The organism is uncultured Parabacteroides sp., from assembly GCF_905196875.1.
In the GTDB taxonomy this organism is placed as follows: Bacteria; Bacteroidota; Bacteroidia; order Bacteroidales; family Tannerellaceae; genus Parabacteroides.
This window is the reverse complement of the sequence record NZ_CAJJWO010000049.1, coordinates 1-17016: the sequence shown is the minus strand read 5'-3', so window position 1 is coordinate 17016 and position 17016 is coordinate 1. Positions and strand designations below refer to the sequence as shown.

At 42.8% G+C, this 17016-nt stretch carries 11 protein-coding genes; 1 reads left to right on the top strand and 10 read right to left on the bottom strand.

The window, feature by feature from the left end; translation table 11 throughout:
* Nucleotides 1-50: 50 nt before the first annotated feature.
* The 10 genes from QZ076_RS15335 to QZ076_RS15290 form a co-directional block, all read right to left on the bottom strand.
* Entirely contained in the window at nt 51-2615 is a 2565-nt protein-coding gene (locus tag QZ076_RS15335) for an ATP-binding protein (RefSeq protein WP_293714526.1), read from the bottom strand.
* Between the two features lie 13 nt (nt 2616-2628).
* Nucleotides 2629-5169, bottom strand: a complete 2541-nt coding sequence (locus tag QZ076_RS15330; RefSeq protein ID WP_293714524.1) for an ATP-binding protein — start codon at nt 5167-5169, stop codon at nt 2629-2631.
* A 396-nt stretch (nt 5170-5565) separates the two neighbouring features.
* A complete protein-coding gene (locus tag QZ076_RS15325) occupies nt 5566-8013 on the bottom strand; it encodes a DPP IV N-terminal domain-containing protein (RefSeq protein ID WP_293714522.1) in 2448 nt (815 codons plus the stop codon).
* Between the two features lie 140 nt (nt 8014-8153).
* Nucleotides 8154-8606, bottom strand: coding sequence for a hypothetical protein (locus QZ076_RS15320; protein ID WP_005644070.1), 453 nt, complete (start codon nt 8604-8606; stop codon nt 8154-8156).
* 53 nt (nt 8607-8659) lie between these two features.
* Nucleotides 8660-10480 (bottom strand): V-type ATPase 116kDa subunit family protein, encoded by a 1821-nt coding sequence (locus tag QZ076_RS15315; protein ID WP_293714520.1) that lies wholly within the window; start codon nt 10478-10480, stop codon nt 8660-8662.
* Complete coding sequence (locus QZ076_RS15310; RefSeq protein WP_075557595.1) at nt 10477-11100, bottom strand: V-type ATP synthase subunit D; 624 nt, start codon at nt 11098-11100, stop codon at nt 10477-10479. The genes QZ076_RS15315 and QZ076_RS15310 overlap by 4 nt, the downstream gene beginning before the upstream one ends.
* A 91-nt stretch (nt 11101-11191) precedes the next feature.
* On the bottom strand, nt 11192-12511 hold the full coding sequence (locus QZ076_RS15305) for a V-type ATP synthase subunit B (protein WP_007656318.1): 1320 nt from the start codon (nt 12509-12511) through the stop codon (nt 11192-11194).
* Nucleotides 12512-12519: 8 nt separating this feature from the next.
* On the bottom strand, nt 12520-14277 hold the full coding sequence (locus QZ076_RS15300; RefSeq protein WP_293714518.1) for a V-type ATP synthase subunit A: 1758 nt from the start codon (nt 14275-14277) through the stop codon (nt 12520-12522).
* A 2-nt stretch (nt 14278-14279) separates the two neighbouring features.
* On the bottom strand, nt 14280-15149 hold the full coding sequence (locus QZ076_RS15295; RefSeq protein WP_293714516.1) for a DUF2764 domain-containing protein: 870 nt from the start codon (nt 15147-15149) through the stop codon (nt 14280-14282).
* A 1-nt stretch (nt 15150) separates the two neighbouring features.
* Complete coding sequence (locus tag QZ076_RS15290) at nt 15151-15741, bottom strand: hypothetical protein (RefSeq protein ID WP_293714513.1); 591 nt, start codon at nt 15739-15741, stop codon at nt 15151-15153.
* 158 nt (nt 15742-15899) lie between these two features.
* On the opposite strand from QZ076_RS15290, the gene QZ076_RS15285 reads away from it, so the two are divergent.
* Nucleotides 15900-16409, top strand: coding sequence for a GNAT family N-acetyltransferase (locus QZ076_RS15285; RefSeq protein ID WP_293714511.1), 510 nt, complete (start codon nt 15900-15902; stop codon nt 16407-16409).
* The last annotated feature ends 607 nt before the right edge of the window (nt 16410-17016 follow it).

Genomic DNA, 17016 nt, shown 5'->3' with positions numbered 1-17016 from the left:
AGTTAATAAACTAAAAGAAGCCGTTATTACTTACAATTCTCTTTCTTTTCTTACTTTAAAGGTAGCGTAACAGTAAATGTAGTGCCCTTCCCGACTTCTGAAGCAACGGATAATACACCGCCATAATGCTCGACAATATTCTTACACAGACTAAGCCCTATGCCAGCCCCCTGTATATCATCATGCTTTTTATAAAAACGGTCGAATATTAAATTCTGCTCTTCAGGAGGAATTCCTATACCTGTATCAGTAACTGTTATATAGACATTATTTTCGTCTGATGTATAACCAACCGTTATACTTCCTTCTTTAGTAAATTTGACAGCGTTGTTTACCAAATTCGTAATCACCTGATTCAACCTAAGAGGATCAACCATCAGGAAAACAGGCTCTGTAGGCAACTTACGAATCAGCTGCAATGGCTTTTGCAAAATAACCTGTTGAGTCGTCATAACCTGTATAATCAAACTGTTTAGATTACAATTTGCATCAGTATATATCATATTACCGGAATCTATACGCGCCAGATCAAGTATATCATCTATCAGAGCAAGCAACAAATTACAATTCAATTGTATGGTATTAATAAACAACTCATAATCTTCGGCTTCATAATCTTCATTGCTGGCAATCAACTTGGCAAAGCCAATAATACCATTCAACGGCGTACGAATTTCGTGGCTCATATTTGACAGGAAAGCTGATTTTAGCTGTTCCGATCGATGCACATTATCGCGAGCCTCCTGCAACAAAGCCTGCTTATTTTTATAATCCTGAATATTAATGCAAAGACCATATAACAGAGGCAATGCATCTTCACTATCCTGATGATAGGACATACGTATTTCCCAATACTGTTCACTTGTTCCATTCAGGTTCATGCGTACCTCACGGGTTACACGCAGGTTATTACTGAAACGTTGTTTCTCATAAAATACTTGCCATTCTTCAATATCCTGAGGGCTGAAAAAACTTAAAACAGTGTCCACCGACAATGTATGCGTTCCATCATCCTCTATTCCCCAAATCGTAAAAAATGAAGGATCTACCAAAAGGCGTTTTTTATGGAAGTCGAACCACCAGAAAAACAACTGCCCGACATCTGTCGTCAGAGATAAATACTCGCCGGTCGTAAATTCATCCGTACGGTCGGCAAAAACGCAGATGGCGCCTTTTACCTCTCCTTTAATAATCAAAGGGGCAAGCTCTCCTTTGATTAAAAAATAATGACCATTTTTCTTGGACTCTATACGAGCCATCGGAGAAAACGAAACCGACATCTTTTCTTTTAGCTTGGCATGGAATACTTTACCTGCCTCTTTTCCTATTGCCGGGTCATAAATCGTCACCCAATCAGAAAAAGGCGTATTCAAGAAATCACCTTCCACACGCAGCAACTGTCGCGCCCTGAGATTGGCAGAACGTATCAATCCGTGTTCATCAATCGTGATGATTCCTTCATTAATCGAATCTGTGATAACCAGCAGGTTGTCACGCTGCTGAATCAACTTGCGCTCATTATCAATTCGTCGATCCCTGTATAATTTCATTCTATAAATGGCAACAATAAGCAGACTGGTAAGCAATACGATTCCAATAAGACCTACTATTTGTAACAGCAGGTGATACTTTACAAAGAAAGGCATATTGATAAACTCAACATCGTCCGGCAAACTTTCAAACGAAAAATTAAACCTGTCATAAACAGCCCAGTCTATCCACAGTTTCTTCGCGCTTTCCTGTATTTTGAAGCTGGATCTTTCTTGTGTCAATATATCTGCCGCATGTCTTGCCCCGTCATATGCCAAATCATAAGAGGACGTAAAATATCCCCCCAACACTCCCTGACCAAACCCAATATTGTTTATCGCAATAAAAGGAGTCGCAGAAGTATTGATAAACATACCGACAAAAGGATCCCAACCCGGCAATACGCCAAAAGTCTGAAAACGTTCTTCGATCATCTTATAATACACATCATGATAACTCCAACCATCTACTACCGTATCGACTTTGAGCGTCACAACCGTATGGCTTATTTTTTGTAACTGTCCTTTTATTTTCCCTAAAGCAATACTCGACATATCATTGCAGGTAAAAGGTATGTATATTTTGATTCTTTTAAGCATTCCTCCTATCCCCAGTGCCTCTTCCATATTCAACCGGGTGGAAAATCCTGTCACGTGAGATAACCCTAGCTTGAACAATGATAGCGAGTCCGGACAATTTACGCCACAAAAAACAATATTTGCCCCATTGGTTTCCTCCGTGAAAGGATGATGGGAATTTATGACAGCAGCAGTGGCCTGATCGTTCACCGTCAGGATCAGGTCGGGTTTCTCTATCCTGTTCATATAGGCTAATGCCGAATCTGTAGATTGTTGTTTCGAATAATAGGAATTCAGGTAGTCTATCCGCAGGTTTACCTTTACATGGTTATCCCTGAATCCATCGACAATTCCCCGATTCATTTCTTCCATCCAAGGACAATCCTCTTCATAGGAATGGAGTACCCACACATCAAAAGTTTCACTGTTGACATCCTGATCACATCCTGTCATAAAGACCGGAAGAACCACAAACAAGTAAATAAAATAATATATCGACTGTTTCATATCTCTGCATTGTTTATTGTTGAACCTGATGAACCGGAAGATTGACAAATACGCAAGTTCCTTTCTCGTGGTATCCGTCGGTTATCCGTATCGATCCGTTAAATCGCCGGGTAATTTCTTTACAGAGAGATAATCCCAAACCTCCGCCCGATGTAAACTGATCCAATTTATAGAAACGTTCGAACGCGATCTCCCGGTCTTCCGGTGCAATACCGATACCGGTATCACGGACATAGATAGTGACAATCCTGTCACCGGCTTTATAATGGTAACCCAAAGTCACCGAACCTTCCGGCGTAAAATTACGGGCATTCTTAATCAACTGTACCAACAATTGCCTCAGGCGGAAAGGATCTGTTTCCATCAGGCACTCTTCTTCTGGTATTTCCAGAAAAAATTCGACATTCGTTTTCTCAAATAGAGGTTGCTCTTCAGACCAGAGCTCAGACAGGAACCTCTTCAAGTAACAGACTTTATAATGAAACGGATACCCGCTTTCCACACGCGAGATATCTAAAATATCATTAATCGTTTGCAGCAACATATCGCAATTCTTACTGATCAATTCAAGAAATTGTCCCTTTTCTCCTTCCTCTACCTCATTGATTATAGAGGAGAAGCCAACAATTGCATTGAGTGGTGTACGTATCTCATGGCTCATATTGGCCAGAAACTCCGACTTGATCCGATTGCTTTCTTTTGCCTGCTCCAGAACATCCTGCATATCCGATTCCGCTTTTTTCTGCTTTTGTATATTAAGACATATTCCGAACAAGCGAACATTATCCGGATCATTGACTCCTCCAGGCAGAGACGTGATACGGAATTCAAACCAGATATAACCGGCCGGAAGCCGTAACCTCAGCTGCAACTTCGATTTATTAATACCCGTATCCCGAAGCAATTTAGCCAACTCCTCATCCCCTCGTTCGCGATCATCAGGATGCAACATATCAATAAACTCCTCTTTACTGAGGTTAGGTATATCACGATCGATACCATTGGAAACAAAGAACGATTCATGGAATGTGATCTGTTTCTGTTTAAGGTCAATCTGCCAAGTATAAACATCACCTGCCACCATACTAAACTCGAGAAATTGTTCTTTCCTGAGCTTGTCGGTACAATCGCGGAAAGTTAAAAGAGTTCCGATACGCGTATCATTTATATATAAAGTCCGGACAACCCCACTGATTTGAAGGCTAGTACCGTTGCGTAACTCCAATAAACTACCTTCCGGTAAAAGTTCCTCTTTATGCGTTTCTTCAGACCTTTCGATCACTTTCTGCAACCAGAAAACGTCGTGTTTATAGCGGGGAGAAAGTTTCACAAGCGAACAGAGATGCACTTTATTCTGTATTTCTTCATCTTGTTTCAACCCAAAAAGCCTTCGCGCTGCAGGATTAATCGAGACGATCATGCCGTAGCAATCTATCGAGACAATAAAATCACTGATCGTATTAATCATGATTTGCATACGCTCTTGCTCCTCATCAAGTTTTTTTTGTAAAGAGTTATGCTTGAAATAGACAATTTTAGAGATTCGTATCAGATAGTTTAACAAAAAGATTAACAACATAATAGTGACAATAGCCCCTATAATAAATTCCTCTTTATATTTTATCAGAAAAGGTTCGTTTACGATCGTACTTCCTTTCGGGAGTTGTGACTTTGAAATTCCCCAATGTTGCATCACTTCCCAGTCAAAAACGGGAGTACGCAATCCGGTATCAACCGGTATCGATTTGACAGGCTCGCCTTTCAGAATACGGAGACTGGTTTCCACAGCTTTGTCCACCTGCCTATCGACTCTGTTAAAATAGCCACCGATAACCCCGTGCGGCATGGCTGCAGGAAAATCTTCATCCACAAAATAAGCATTGGTAACCCCTATGAACGGCTGTAACTGGTAACCTAAAAAATTAATATAGATATATTCTCCCCGAGCCTTGATGCCAAAACGGTGTATAGGGTTATTGTTTTTGTAATACTTGAAAAGCTGGTCATGCCTCCAAATCGTAGGAAGATCGAACCCGATTGTCAAAGGTCGGGCAATTGTATCCGGATTTCTAACAGTATCGACTGGGGCTTCTTCCGGGGTTTTTCTGGAAAAATTCCGAAAAAAAGCATACTCTGGAATATTCATCAATTGGGTCTTGGCCGTATCCAACAAGAGAAAATCCTCCTCTTGAAATCCGAAAACAATCTGAAGTTCATCCACCTCACCAAACAATTGCTTACCCAATTCATAAGCCTGTAAATAATCAATCGTTTCTAATTGACCTGTAATTAGCGGATATTTTTCCAAAGTATCAACAGGAATTATGACATTGCTGAAAACAATAGGTGTACGATGTGCCAGAGGATGATCGCTTTTTATTAGAAAGTTAAGTGCATCATCATTAAATGCCAGTATCAAATCAAGTGGAATATTATCATAAGTATCCAGATTTTCTTTCAAAAAATTCTCGCTGTGCTCAAACTCTACATCATGTGTCCGAAGAAAAAAATAATCCAGTTCAACCGGAATGTCGGCTTTACGAAATGCTTCCATTACCAGGCTTTTTCTTTTTCTCTCAACATAAGTATTACCTGATGATTGAATACATAATACACGATATTTTTCCTTTTCGATCAGAGATGGTTCAGCAAGTACACTCCCCGATAAAACACTTAGTAATAAGTCAAATAAGATGAACACACATTGATATTTCATAGGCGAAATTATTACCACTTTAATTAACAATACAATTAGAGAGAACAAAGATATTATTTTTTTTGAAAACTATTGATAATTAAAGCATGTCATTGTTTCCCCGGGAATATTCAAAATTTCTTTTTAACTTTGCGTAATTACTAAAAAAGCCCCTTTTCCCGGAATGAGATCTCGCTATCTATTTTAGCAGACAAACCGGGAAAAGAGGCTTTATAATTTCACAGTATAGAATAATTACCGCTTCGGAATATCCACCGACTTATCCGATTTACCCAACAGATGTTCTGAGAAGTAATCGACCATTCGCCAGTAGAAATACTCGTCCATATCACCGAAGCCGTGACGTTGTTGCGGTAGAAGCAGCATATCAAACCGTTTATTGGCGCGGATAAGACCGTCTACGACACGCATCGTATTGCCCGGATGAACATTGTTGTCGATATCGCCGTGTACCAGCAGCAAATGGCCTTTCAACTGTTTTGCCAGTTCCTGATTACTCTTGATACTGTATGTAAATGTCGTATCGCCTTTTTCCGATACTACTTCTTTCAAACCATGATGTGTTTCACTCCACCAACGATTATAGATCTTGTTATCATGGTTACCAGCACATGAAACTGCCACCTTGAAGAAATCCGGATATTGCAAGATCGCTGCTGTCGACATAAATCCTCCACCCGAATGACCGTGGATTCCGACACGATGGATATCGATAAACTTATTCTTATCAGCCAACTGGATGATAGCCGCTTTCTGGTCAGCCAGTCCATAATCACGCAAATTACCGTATCCAAAGTTATGATACCATTTTGAACGACTCGGATGACCGCCACGATTACCGACAGAAACAACAATAAATCCTGCCTGAGCCAAACGATCTGTACGAACGCTCATACGGGTAAACGGATAACGGGTTGCTTCCACCTGAGGACCGGGATAAACGTAATCGATAATAGGATATACTTTGGTCGAGTCGAAATTGAAGGGCTTATACATGACACCATACAGATCCGTTACACCATCGGCTGCTTTTACTTTGAACGGTTCCGGGAACTGGTAACCGGCTGCAAACAATTGCGAGAAATCGCTTTCTTCCAGGTCCATAATCTTCCGGCCTGTATTATCCAATAAGTCAGTTTTGGGAACCGTATTGATACGGGAATAATTGTGGACTATGAACTGTGCATTATCATCTATATAAACATCATGGAAGTAATCACCGGCTGAAACCATCTGCAAGCCGCTTCCATCCAGGTTAGCTCGATAGAGATGCTCATAATAGGGATTCTCGCCTTTCTCTCTTCCGTTGGCTAGAAAATAAACCAGACGCTTGGCTTCATCCACTTTTACGATCTGGTCGACATGCCAGGGGCCCGCTGTGATACGATTTTTCAGATTGCCCTTATCATCATACAGATACAGATGTGCCCAGCCGTCGCGTTCGCTCCAATGGATCAGCTCCTTGCCATTGTTTACAGATGCCAGCGGACGGACTTCGATATAGGTATTCATACGCTCTTCGATAATCGGACGGATCGAATCTTCACCGATGGTATACGTACAGATGTCGATACGATGCAGGTCACGGCTGGAACGGGTAACGAAGAAACGGTTATTGTCACCCAACCAAATACTAGGCAGCTCCTCCATATCACGTTGTTTTTGCAAACGGGGTTGGTAAGCCATACGAATGGTTTGGTCTTTGAAAGCCCAGGTGTTGATCTCTTTATAAGAGTTATTGTTCATATCGAACAGATATAGATGACTGATCGGCGCTTCTTTTTCACCCGGCATCTGATACTTATATGTTTCCAATGTCGGACGCGGAGTTGCCATGGCATTGATCACCCACAGGTCTTTCACCTCGCGGCTATCTGAGATGGATACGGCAAAATGACGGGAATCGGGTGACCACAATAAGTAACCCGGATTTTTTCTTTTGCCGTTACATAATGTATCCGTATTCAAAATGCTGTAAGGCTGTCCGAAACCAAAGTCTTTTACTCCGGTGGTTGTCAGCTGTATTTCCGTAACGGTACTGTCTTTGTCATCTTTTTTCAGTTTCTCATAATCTTCACGCGACATGCGGTACAGATTCAGGTCTTTTGCATAAACAACGGTTTTACCGTCCGGTGAAATAGAAGCCCAATCGGGATACTCCGTATCTTTCTTCTTATCGGCCAGATGAGTCAGTTTACGCGTAGGATAATCATAAGAGAAATAGAAAATCTCTTTTTCCGTTTTATTATCTTTATCCGTACTATCTTTCTTCGCATCCTGTGAAGAGGTCACCTGGAACATAAAAGTACGCCCGTCCTCTCCTGCCTCCAGTTTCCGGATAGGTAACTGTTGAGCGATAAACGGGTCTTTTACAATCTCTGTCAGTTCTGCAGCCAGCTTATCCTGATCGAATAAAGGACGTTTCGATTTAGCTGATGGATTAACTACATACCAGACATTCCCCTCTCCAGTCTTGTATTCATACCAGAAACAGTTCCCCGCCTTAAACCAATGTGGATCTACTGAAGTAGAAAACAACATCGTCGGCAATTTATCACCGGCAAACCGTTCCGCCTGCGTATAACCCGGCAGAGGATCGTCTGCTGAATTTGTTTGTGCACTCACGCCCTGAACAAGAAAAAGCCCTGACGCTAATAAGAATAGATGTAAATGTTTTTTCATATTTTATAATTGTGTTATATTGTTTGCTTGCAATTCATACAAATGTAAGTAAATATTTTTTCTTTCGTCATATAAACTAAAAAATCCCCTGTCTTATCAACCGATAAAACAGGGGATACTACTATGTTAAATACAAAATATTACACCGGAAGAGTTCCGCCGATCAGGATTACAACCAGCAAAGCCAAGATTGCATACAACTCAGGGAATACGGCCATTACCATTGTTGCACCGAATACGTTATGACCAGCACCAACACCGGCAATACCGTTCGCACAAACTTCTGCCTGACGGATAGAAGAGAATAAACCAGCGAATCCTAACACCAGTCCGGCACCGAATATAGCTGTTGCATTCAGCATCGTAATGCTGTCAACCAGGAATTTCTGCATCATGAAATAACCTACGAATCCGTACAACCCCTGTGAAGAAGGCAATGCACTTAATGCGATGTAAGTACCCAGTGCATCCGGGTTCTTCTTCATTGCTCCTACTACTGCGTTACCGCAGATTGTTACACCATAACTACTGCCGATAAAGGTTAAACCTGTCATCAACGCAATACCCAGATAAGCTAATAAAATTGGTTCCATAATGAAATTTGTTTGTTTAATTATTTTTTGTTATTATTTAAATCACGCTTTGTTTATGCTTTCTTAAAAGGTTCGTACGACTTACCGCCACCTTCGAACTCTGCATTCTTGTAATACTCTACAAAGATCAGACGAAGCGGGTGAACCAGCGAACTGATGGTACACAGACCAATGTTGATCGAATGACCGACCAGCAGGATCAGCAACATGCAGATCACACGCAATACGATGTTCATACCTTCCGTCATATCCACTGCCAGCGAGTTGAATACACCACCTAGGATCGCACCGGTCAGACCGATAGCGAACAGACGGATATAAGATAATGTATCCCCCAGCAGTCCGGAAGCCATATTATAGGTATTCCACAGACCTGTACCGAAGTTCAGGAAGATATTCTTACCCGGCGTATTGTAAAGGAAAGCTACCAGCAATCCCAGTCCGGCTATCACCAGGAAGACATTTTTCACCACCTCCGGCAACTGTACATCCAGCATCGGCAAACCGAAGACAAGAGATAATGCCAAGATAATGAATACCCATGCCAGCGGTGCAATACCATATTTTTTGCCTTTCTGCGACATGGTCTTCAGTGCAGCGATCGTCTTTCCGAACAGGATCTGTACCAATCCGATTATGATCGAGAACGTCATCAGATTATCGCTCGAAACGAAGTAATCTTTCACCGATGCGAAAGCAGGTATATCGACCAAAGCGATACCGAAGAACGAACCTGTACACGTACCGACGATCAGCGCCGCCAATCCGAGATACTGGAACAGACTCAGGAATGGTTTGAAGTCCGGATTGACTTTCCGTTTCAGGATCGTACAAGCGATCATCACGAGTAATCCGTATCCGCCATCCCCGAAACAAAGTCCGAAGAACAACATAAAGAACGGAGCAAAGAACGGTGTCGGATCGAACTCGCCATAGTTTGGCAAAGAGAACATCCGTGTGATTGGTTCATACAACTTGGCGAACTTCCCATTCTTTAGCAGAATAGGCACTTTATCTCCCTCTTCTATTTCCAATGGCTGATAGAAGTAACCTTCCTTTTCAAGCGTTTCCTCCATCGCCTCCACCTTCTCCGTAGGCACCCAACCTTCCAGCAACATCAGCTTATCGCCAGCCTGACGATCCGTCTGAACAAGCACATTCGACAGATTGAACTCGTTCTGTAAATTCTTGTCAAACAAATCGAGCGTATTATAGTCAGACACAGCCAGCTTTTTCATTTCAGCATCCAATGCCTTCATTTCCTGCTTCAACAGGTCGAGACGTGCATTCAGTTTCTGCAAACCTCTGTCCGGCATCTTCGGACGTTCCGCATCTATGTCGATCGTCGTACCGACTTTCGTTATAGTAAGGAAATAAGTGACCGACTGGAAGTTGTTGATCAATACAGCATTGTACTCATCACCCCATTTTGGTTCATATTTAGCCGTCGGACAAGTCCAGAATGTGATATCATATCCGGCCTTCTTCAGACGGTTGAAATTAGTCCAGCTAAAATCACCCCAGATCTCCATATAAGCAATATCCTTTTCAAGAGATGCCCTAACAGATTGAAGCTGCACTTTCTTATCCTGCAACTCCTCTATCTTCTGTAATAATTTTATTCCCGCTTTCTTATCCAGTTCACGTGCCGGAGCCAACTGAAGGTCTTTCGTTCCAGAATTGAGATTCTTGAAAAAACGCATTAACAAGTTGACACGCTTACGTATAGCCAGGATATCCTGAAGTTCTGCATTATCAAGAATAGACTTACCCTCTTTCACATGTACGACACCTAGTTCGCGCAACTGTGTCAGGAACGAATCATATTCTCTATGATATACCATAAAGGCATATTTACTCATCTTTACTATCATACGCCAGCCTCCTCTTTTTGTTCTTTTGCTTTACGCTTTTCCTGGTTAGCCCGCATGATCTTCTGTGACGACTTGGAAAGACTTTCTTCGTCTTCCATAAATCGTTTCACCTTACGGATCGCATCTTTATAGCCGGGGATCTGTACCTTCTCAAACAGGTTCACCTTTTGAGTGGTCTTCTTCCTGGCATGCTCCAATAACTCCAGCTTCATTCCTGAAAACTCGGCTTCTATCCCGGTACGCGCCAGCTTCTTCAATAGCTCGACACCATCGGTAAACCAGGCAGGGGAATTAAAGAGACTGTAATGTCCGATCTCAAACTGAATTTCGTCCAATACAGGAACGATCACACCAGCAATCTTCTTCGTAGAGAGTGTCACATCCTTCACTGCAATCAGTTCGGGAGAGAACTCGTTCCACAAAGCCACCATGTTCTCGTAGCTCTGAATCTCTTTTTCCAGCTGAAGTTCCAATTTTGTCACTTCATCCTTGGTCCGCTTCACTTCGATACGCAGCGCACTCTCCTTGCTTTTAATCGTAGGCAGGGAACGCTCGCGCATCTTCAGCTGCTTTTCCAATTGCTGAAGAGAGGTTTTATTATATTGAAACTTTATTGCCATACTTTTACAATTAATAATTAAGAATTAATAATGAATAATGATCGGGGAGATATCATCCATCACCAATTATTAATTATTCATTATTAATTATTCATTTCTTCCAGTATTTATCGACTAGCTCCTGCTTGATATTCACTTCCGCCGGTTTGAAGTATTCGCCGAACAAGCCCCATGCCACGTCGAGCATTTCGGTTGTGTCGAGGTTTACGTCGATAGCCAGCAGCTTTTCCGAATAATCCTTTGCAAAAGAAAGCGTACGGTTGTCGTAGTCCGTCAGGTCGAAACCATTTTCCATCTTGGTCTTTGCATTGGCAGCATCGGCATACAGACGAACGGCTGCATTCATCACCTGCGGGTGATCTTCGCGTGTCTTCTTTCCTGTTACCAACTGTTTCAAACGTGACAAGCTTCGGAACGGGTCGACGATTACTTTACCGACATCACTATCACGGCGCAGATACAACTGACCTTCGGTGATATAACCGGTATTATCAGGCACGGCGTGTGTGATATCGCCGCCGGATAAAGTCGTTACCGCAATAATGGTAATGGAACCACCTGCCGGGAACTGTACCGCCTTTTCGTAGATCTTTGCCAAATCGGAATAAAGTGAACCCGGCATAGAGTCTTTCGACGGGATCTGGTCCATACGGTTCGATACGATCGCCAAGGCATCCGCGTAGTTGGTCATGTCGGTCAACAACACCAGCACCTTTTCATTCTTCTGTACGGCGAAGTATTCAGCCGCACAAAGCGCCATATCCGGGATAAGGATACGTTCTACAGACGGGTCTTCGGTTGTATTGATAAAACTAACGATACGGTCGAGTGCACCGGCGTTGCTAAATGTATTTTTAAAGAACAGGTAATCGTCGTTGGTCATACCCATACCACCCAGGATGATCTTATCCGATTGGGCACGCAGGGCCACCATCGCCATAACCTGGTTGAACGGCTGATCGGGGTCGGCAAAGAACGGGATCTTCTGCCCGGTTACCAGCGTATTGTTCAAGTCGATACCGGCAATACCCGTAGCGATCAATTCTGACGGCTGTTTACGACGAACCGGATTTACAGAGGGACCGCCGATCTCCACTTCCGTTCCTTCCGGGATAGGACCGCCATCGATCGGGTCGCCATACGCATTGAAGAAACGTCCGGCCAACTGGTCACCTACTTTCAGCGTAGGAGCCTTGCCCATGAACACCACTTCGGCATTCGTACGGATACCTTCCGTACCGGAGAACACCTGCAACGTAACCTCGTCACCGATGATCTTTACCACCTGTGCCAGCTTGCCGTCTACGGAAGCCAGCTCGTCATACCCTACTCCCGTTGCTTTCAGCGAACAGGTAGCTTTCGTAATCTGGGTAATTTTCGTATATATTTTTTGAAATGCTTTTGTTGCCATACGTTCTGTTATTTTTCCATGCGCTCTGCAAGCAGGGCGTCGAGTTGATCGTTGAACTTCTTAAACTGATCGCTTTCGTATTCGGAATAGTTCATCTGCTTGAAGATGTTGATCAGCTGTTTGAAATATTCCATTACTTCAAGGAAGGTGTCGAAACGGAATTCCGCATGACAGATCTTCACCACCTTGTCCAGCATAAATTCCTGACGGGCCAGCGGTGTCACGGCATCGATCGCATCGAACGCATCCTGTTGCAAGATCACGAAGTCGATCAATTCCGATTTCCAGAAAGTAACATGATATTCTACAGGTACACCGTCGTCACCCAGGATGTTGATCTGTTCGGCGATTTCCTTACCACGCAACATACGGGTTTTGATTTCATTTACCTTGTCGATCCATTCCGGAGAGATATGTTTGGCGATATATTCCTGAAATTCTGGATATTCCAGATATTTCGAATAACTGTCGATCGGGTTTACGGCCGGATAACGTTTACGGTCGGCACGCTCCTGCTCCAAAGCATAGAAACAACGGGCTACCTTCTTCGTATTTTCCGTCACCGGTTCTTTCAGGTTACCACCGGCGGGCGATACCGTACCGATAAAGGTTACCGAACCTGTCGCCCCATTATTCAAATGAACGAAACCTGCACGGGCATAGAAGTTAGCCACGATCGCAGACAAGTCCATCGGGAATGCATCGGGTCCCGGAAGTTCTTCCAGACGGTTAGACATCTCACGTAAAGCCTGTGCCCAACGGGAAGTAGAGTCCGCCATCAACAACACCTTCAGTCCCATGCTACGATAATATTCAGCCAGAGTCATCGCTGTGTATACGGATGCTTCACGGGCTGCCACAGGCATGTTTGAAGTATTGGCGATAATGATGGTACGTTCCATCAATTTACGTCCTGTATGCGGGTCGATCAGTTCGGGGAACTCGGTAAAGATTTCCACAACCTCATTCGCACGTTCACCGCAGGCAGCGATGATCACGATATCGGCTTCCGCCTGTTTGGAGATAGCGTGCTGAAGCACTGTCTTACCTGTACCGAACGGGCCGGGGATAAATCCTGTACCGCCTTCAACGATCGGGTTTACGGTATCGATTGTACGAACGCCCGTTTCCAGCAATTTGTATGGACGCGGTTTTTCTTTATAACAAGTGATGGCTCTCTTTACCGGCCAGCGCTGTATCATATTAATATCGATATCCTTACCATCTTCGTCTGTCAATACGGCGATTGTCTGGTTGATGGTATATTGTCCGGCTTCCACCAGGCTCTTTACAGTATAAGTGCCTTTAAACGTGAAAGGGACCATGATCTTGTGAGGCTGGAAGTTTTCATCCACTTCACCCAACCAATCACCGGCAGTAACTTTATCGCCCACTTTCGCCAGCGGCTTGTAATCCCACAATTTATCGTTATCGAGTGCAAATGTATATTCACCACGTTTCAGGAACACACCGTCCATTTTATCCAGGTCATTCTGCAAACCGTCGTAGTTACGCGACAGCATACCCGGCCCCAATGTTACTTCAAGCATGTGCCCTTCAAACTCGGCTTCGTCACCTACACGCATCCCACGTGTACTTTCAAATACCTGTACAAAGGCATCTTTCCCTATTACTTTAATAACCTCCGCCATCAGCTTTACGCCTCCTACGGAAATGTAACAGATTTCATTTTGAGAAACCGGCCCATCCACCTCAACGGTTACCAGGTTGGATACGATTCCTCTAACAATTCCTTTCGTAGCCATAATTATTTATTATTGTTTCTTTTAAATTCTTCCAACGCATTATCACTTCCCTTCTTCATCGCCCCTACTATTTCACGGAAAGTCTTCTCTCCTGTCACCCTATCCAGAGTAACCCAGCGTTCGATCATTTCCAGTTTCAGCAAGTAGGCGAACACACTTTCGATATCGAAAGTCTTGAAGAACGTATTATCGTCCAGCCATTTCCATTTCAGCAAATCCACTTTCTTTTCGCGGGTCATCAGGTCGGGATCTTCGGCAATGCGTTGCAGATCGGGCAGATAGTCTACCGTATCTCCCAGTCCGAAATCACGGGCATTGGAAGTACGGATAGCCTCGGCTACCTCGTTGTTTCCCACTATATATTCTGCTTTATCAAATCCATACTTGCGGCAGGTTATGGCAGTCAGCATGTTATTGATATTGAGGTTCAGTTCAAACCAGTTACGGATGAAACCGTTGCTGCATTTCATCGCATAGTCGTAATAAAGAGCTGCCAGACGGTCTTCCCAGGAGATCGTTTGCTTTTCCTCTTTCTTCTGGCTATCCAGATACTGTTTGAAGAACTCTATGAAATAAGGAGGAATCTGTTTGTTCTTAGGCGGCTTCTCGCCATCCTTCAAAGCATCGAACAGACTTTTGTACTCGTCGTATGTTATACTTCCCTTTTCATCCGGGTCACTGTCCGGACGCTGTGAGAAACTAAGCAGGTTCTTATTATCGAATTTGAGGAAAAACAAGTCTACCAGCTTCTTATCACGGGACGTAAGAATGCCGTCCAACTCCTTTCTGAATTCAGAAACGGAATAGGTCAGCTTACTATCATCCAATGATATATTAGGGAGTCCGGCAATCAGACAGTAGTATTTACTCATATCAGAACAACATTTCTACCAGCCCGGGACGCAGGAATTCTTTAAAGAATGCAACAAACTCGTCTTCCCCGAAGCTTACTTTATAGGATCCGTCGGCAGGAACAATGGTAAAATCGGCTTTCTTTCCGCTTACTTTTTCTATTTTCACGCCACCGTCGAGCAACGATTTGGCATTTGCTTCAAAATATTTGGTTAATGCATCCGCATCGGCTGTCTGGATAGTGATCGCTTCTTTCTTAGCCCATTCCTTAGCCATTTCAAGGATCACCTTCTGCATAAATGCAGTGTCAGAAACGATCGCTTTCACATTCGAGGAAGTAATCTTTCCGGTTATAAGGTTTACCACTTCGCTCTTCAGCGCTTCTACAGCCTGGGTAGCGAATAACTTCAGTTCGGCTTCTGTATTCTTTTTCAGCTCGGCAGCTTGTTTTTGTGCTGCTGCAACAATACGTTTTGCTTCCGCTTCCGCCTCGCTAACAATCACTTGTTTCTGAGCATTCGCATCGGCAATGATCCGTCCAGCTTCTTCGTTCCCCTTCTCTACTCCTTCTTTGTAGATCTTGTCGGTCAGTTCCTGAATCTTTGTATCCATTTCTATATATATTTATTAAATTGTATTTTTCCCTAATATTAAACGCCTACAAAGTTATTCTTTTCTGTGAATAAACATTGAAATAAATGTAAAATCAAGCTAAAAAATAAAACGCTATAAATTAATTTTTAATTTTGCTCGTCTAAAATTCGCATAATATGTTCTCAATTAGAAAAACGACAACAGATGATGTCCTGTTAATCAGAAACTTGGCATCTCAGATATGGGAGCCTACTTATGGCTCTATTCTATCCCGCGAGCAGCTCGACTACATGTTCGAGATGATGTATGCTCCGGAAAGTATTCTTAACCAGATGAATGAACTTCATCACGAATTCTTTATCATCTACAAGGATGGCGAACCCTCCGGTTACCTCTCCATCGAGACAGTAGAAAAAGATCTGTATGAGTTCCAGAAAATCTATTCGCTCCCTACCCTGCACGGTTCAGGTATCGGACGTTTCATCATCGAACAGGGAGTAGCTTACCTGAAAACGATCCATCCGGGGCCGTTCACTGTCGAACTGAATGTGAATCGCGAGAATCCGGCCGTCGGCTTCTACAAGCACATGGGCTTCCATGAACATACGACGCGCGACTTCCATATTGGTAACGGATATTATATGAATGATTATATTATGCGGATGGAGATAGCAAACGATTTGTAAAAGAAATCTACTTACTAAGTAGACGAATGCTTACTCAATAAGCAGACCAGTGCTTACTTAGTAAATAAACTTTTGCCTGCTTTACGAATACTTTATCCTGCCGTTTCAGAGCCTGTTACACCTTCTCAATCCGTTGATAAAATACTTCCCGAAAAAAGCATATGACTTTACAAATGTTAAGACTAGACTTTTGACTTTAAAATAAGGGACTTTTGATTACAAAAGACCAGTCTTTTTTTCAGGGGGAATAATTACATGTTAATTTCAAATAGATTATCTTTGGAAGACACTAAATAACAACTAGTTACAACGGATTTTATCAGAAAACTGATTAATACTTATAAAATCTTATCTCAATGAGGAATAAAGGAAGTTATAGCGATCATAAAATAGTATATCGATGCAAATTGGTCTTAATCGGTATGCTTTTGTCATTCAGCAGCAGCCATGCACAAATAATGCCGGAATTTCCAGGAGGAGAAGTAGAACTTATCCATTTTTTATTCAATGAAGTTTAGAAATATACGCCCTCCGATTCATGGTATGAAGGTCGTATGACGGCTTCTTTTACTATAGATACAATGGGTGTAGTCCGCGAACCAGAAAT

Coding starts and splice junctions, on each gene's coding strand:
- QZ076_RS15315 (WP_293714520.1), bottom strand. CDS start 10,480: ATGATAGTAAAGATGAGTAAATATGCCTTTATGGTATATCATAGAGAA.
- QZ076_RS15290 (WP_293714513.1), bottom strand. CDS start 15,741: ATGGATACAAAGATTCAGGAACTGACCGACAAGATCTACAAAGAAGGA.
- QZ076_RS15320 (WP_005644070.1), bottom strand. CDS start 8,606: ATGGAACCAATTTTATTAGCTTATCTGGGTATTGCGTTGATGACAGGT.
- QZ076_RS15295 (WP_293714516.1), bottom strand. CDS start 15,149: ATGAGTAAATACTACTGTCTGATTGCCGGACTCCCTAATATATCATTG.
- QZ076_RS15335 (WP_293714526.1), bottom strand. CDS start 2,615: ATGAAACAGTCGATATATTATTTTATTTACTTGTTTGTGGTTCTTCCG.
- QZ076_RS15330 (WP_293714524.1), bottom strand. CDS start 5,169: ATGGAAGCATTTCGTAAAGCCGACATTCCGGTTGAACTGGATTATTTT.
- QZ076_RS15325 (WP_293714522.1), bottom strand. CDS start 8,013: ATGAAAAAACATTTACATCTATTCTTATTAGCGTCAGGGCTTTTTCTT.
- QZ076_RS15300 (WP_293714518.1), bottom strand. CDS start 14,277: ATGGCTACGAAAGGAATTGTTAGAGGAATCGTATCCAACCTGGTAACC.
- QZ076_RS15305 (WP_007656318.1), bottom strand. CDS start 12,511: ATGGCAACAAAAGCATTTCAAAAAATATATACGAAAATTACCCAGATT.
- QZ076_RS15310 (WP_075557595.1), bottom strand. CDS start 11,100: ATGGCAATAAAGTTTCAATATAATAAAACCTCTCTTCAGCAATTGGAA.
- QZ076_RS15285 (WP_293714511.1), top strand. CDS start 15,900: ATGTTCTCAATTAGAAAAACGACAACAGATGATGTCCTGTTAATCAGA.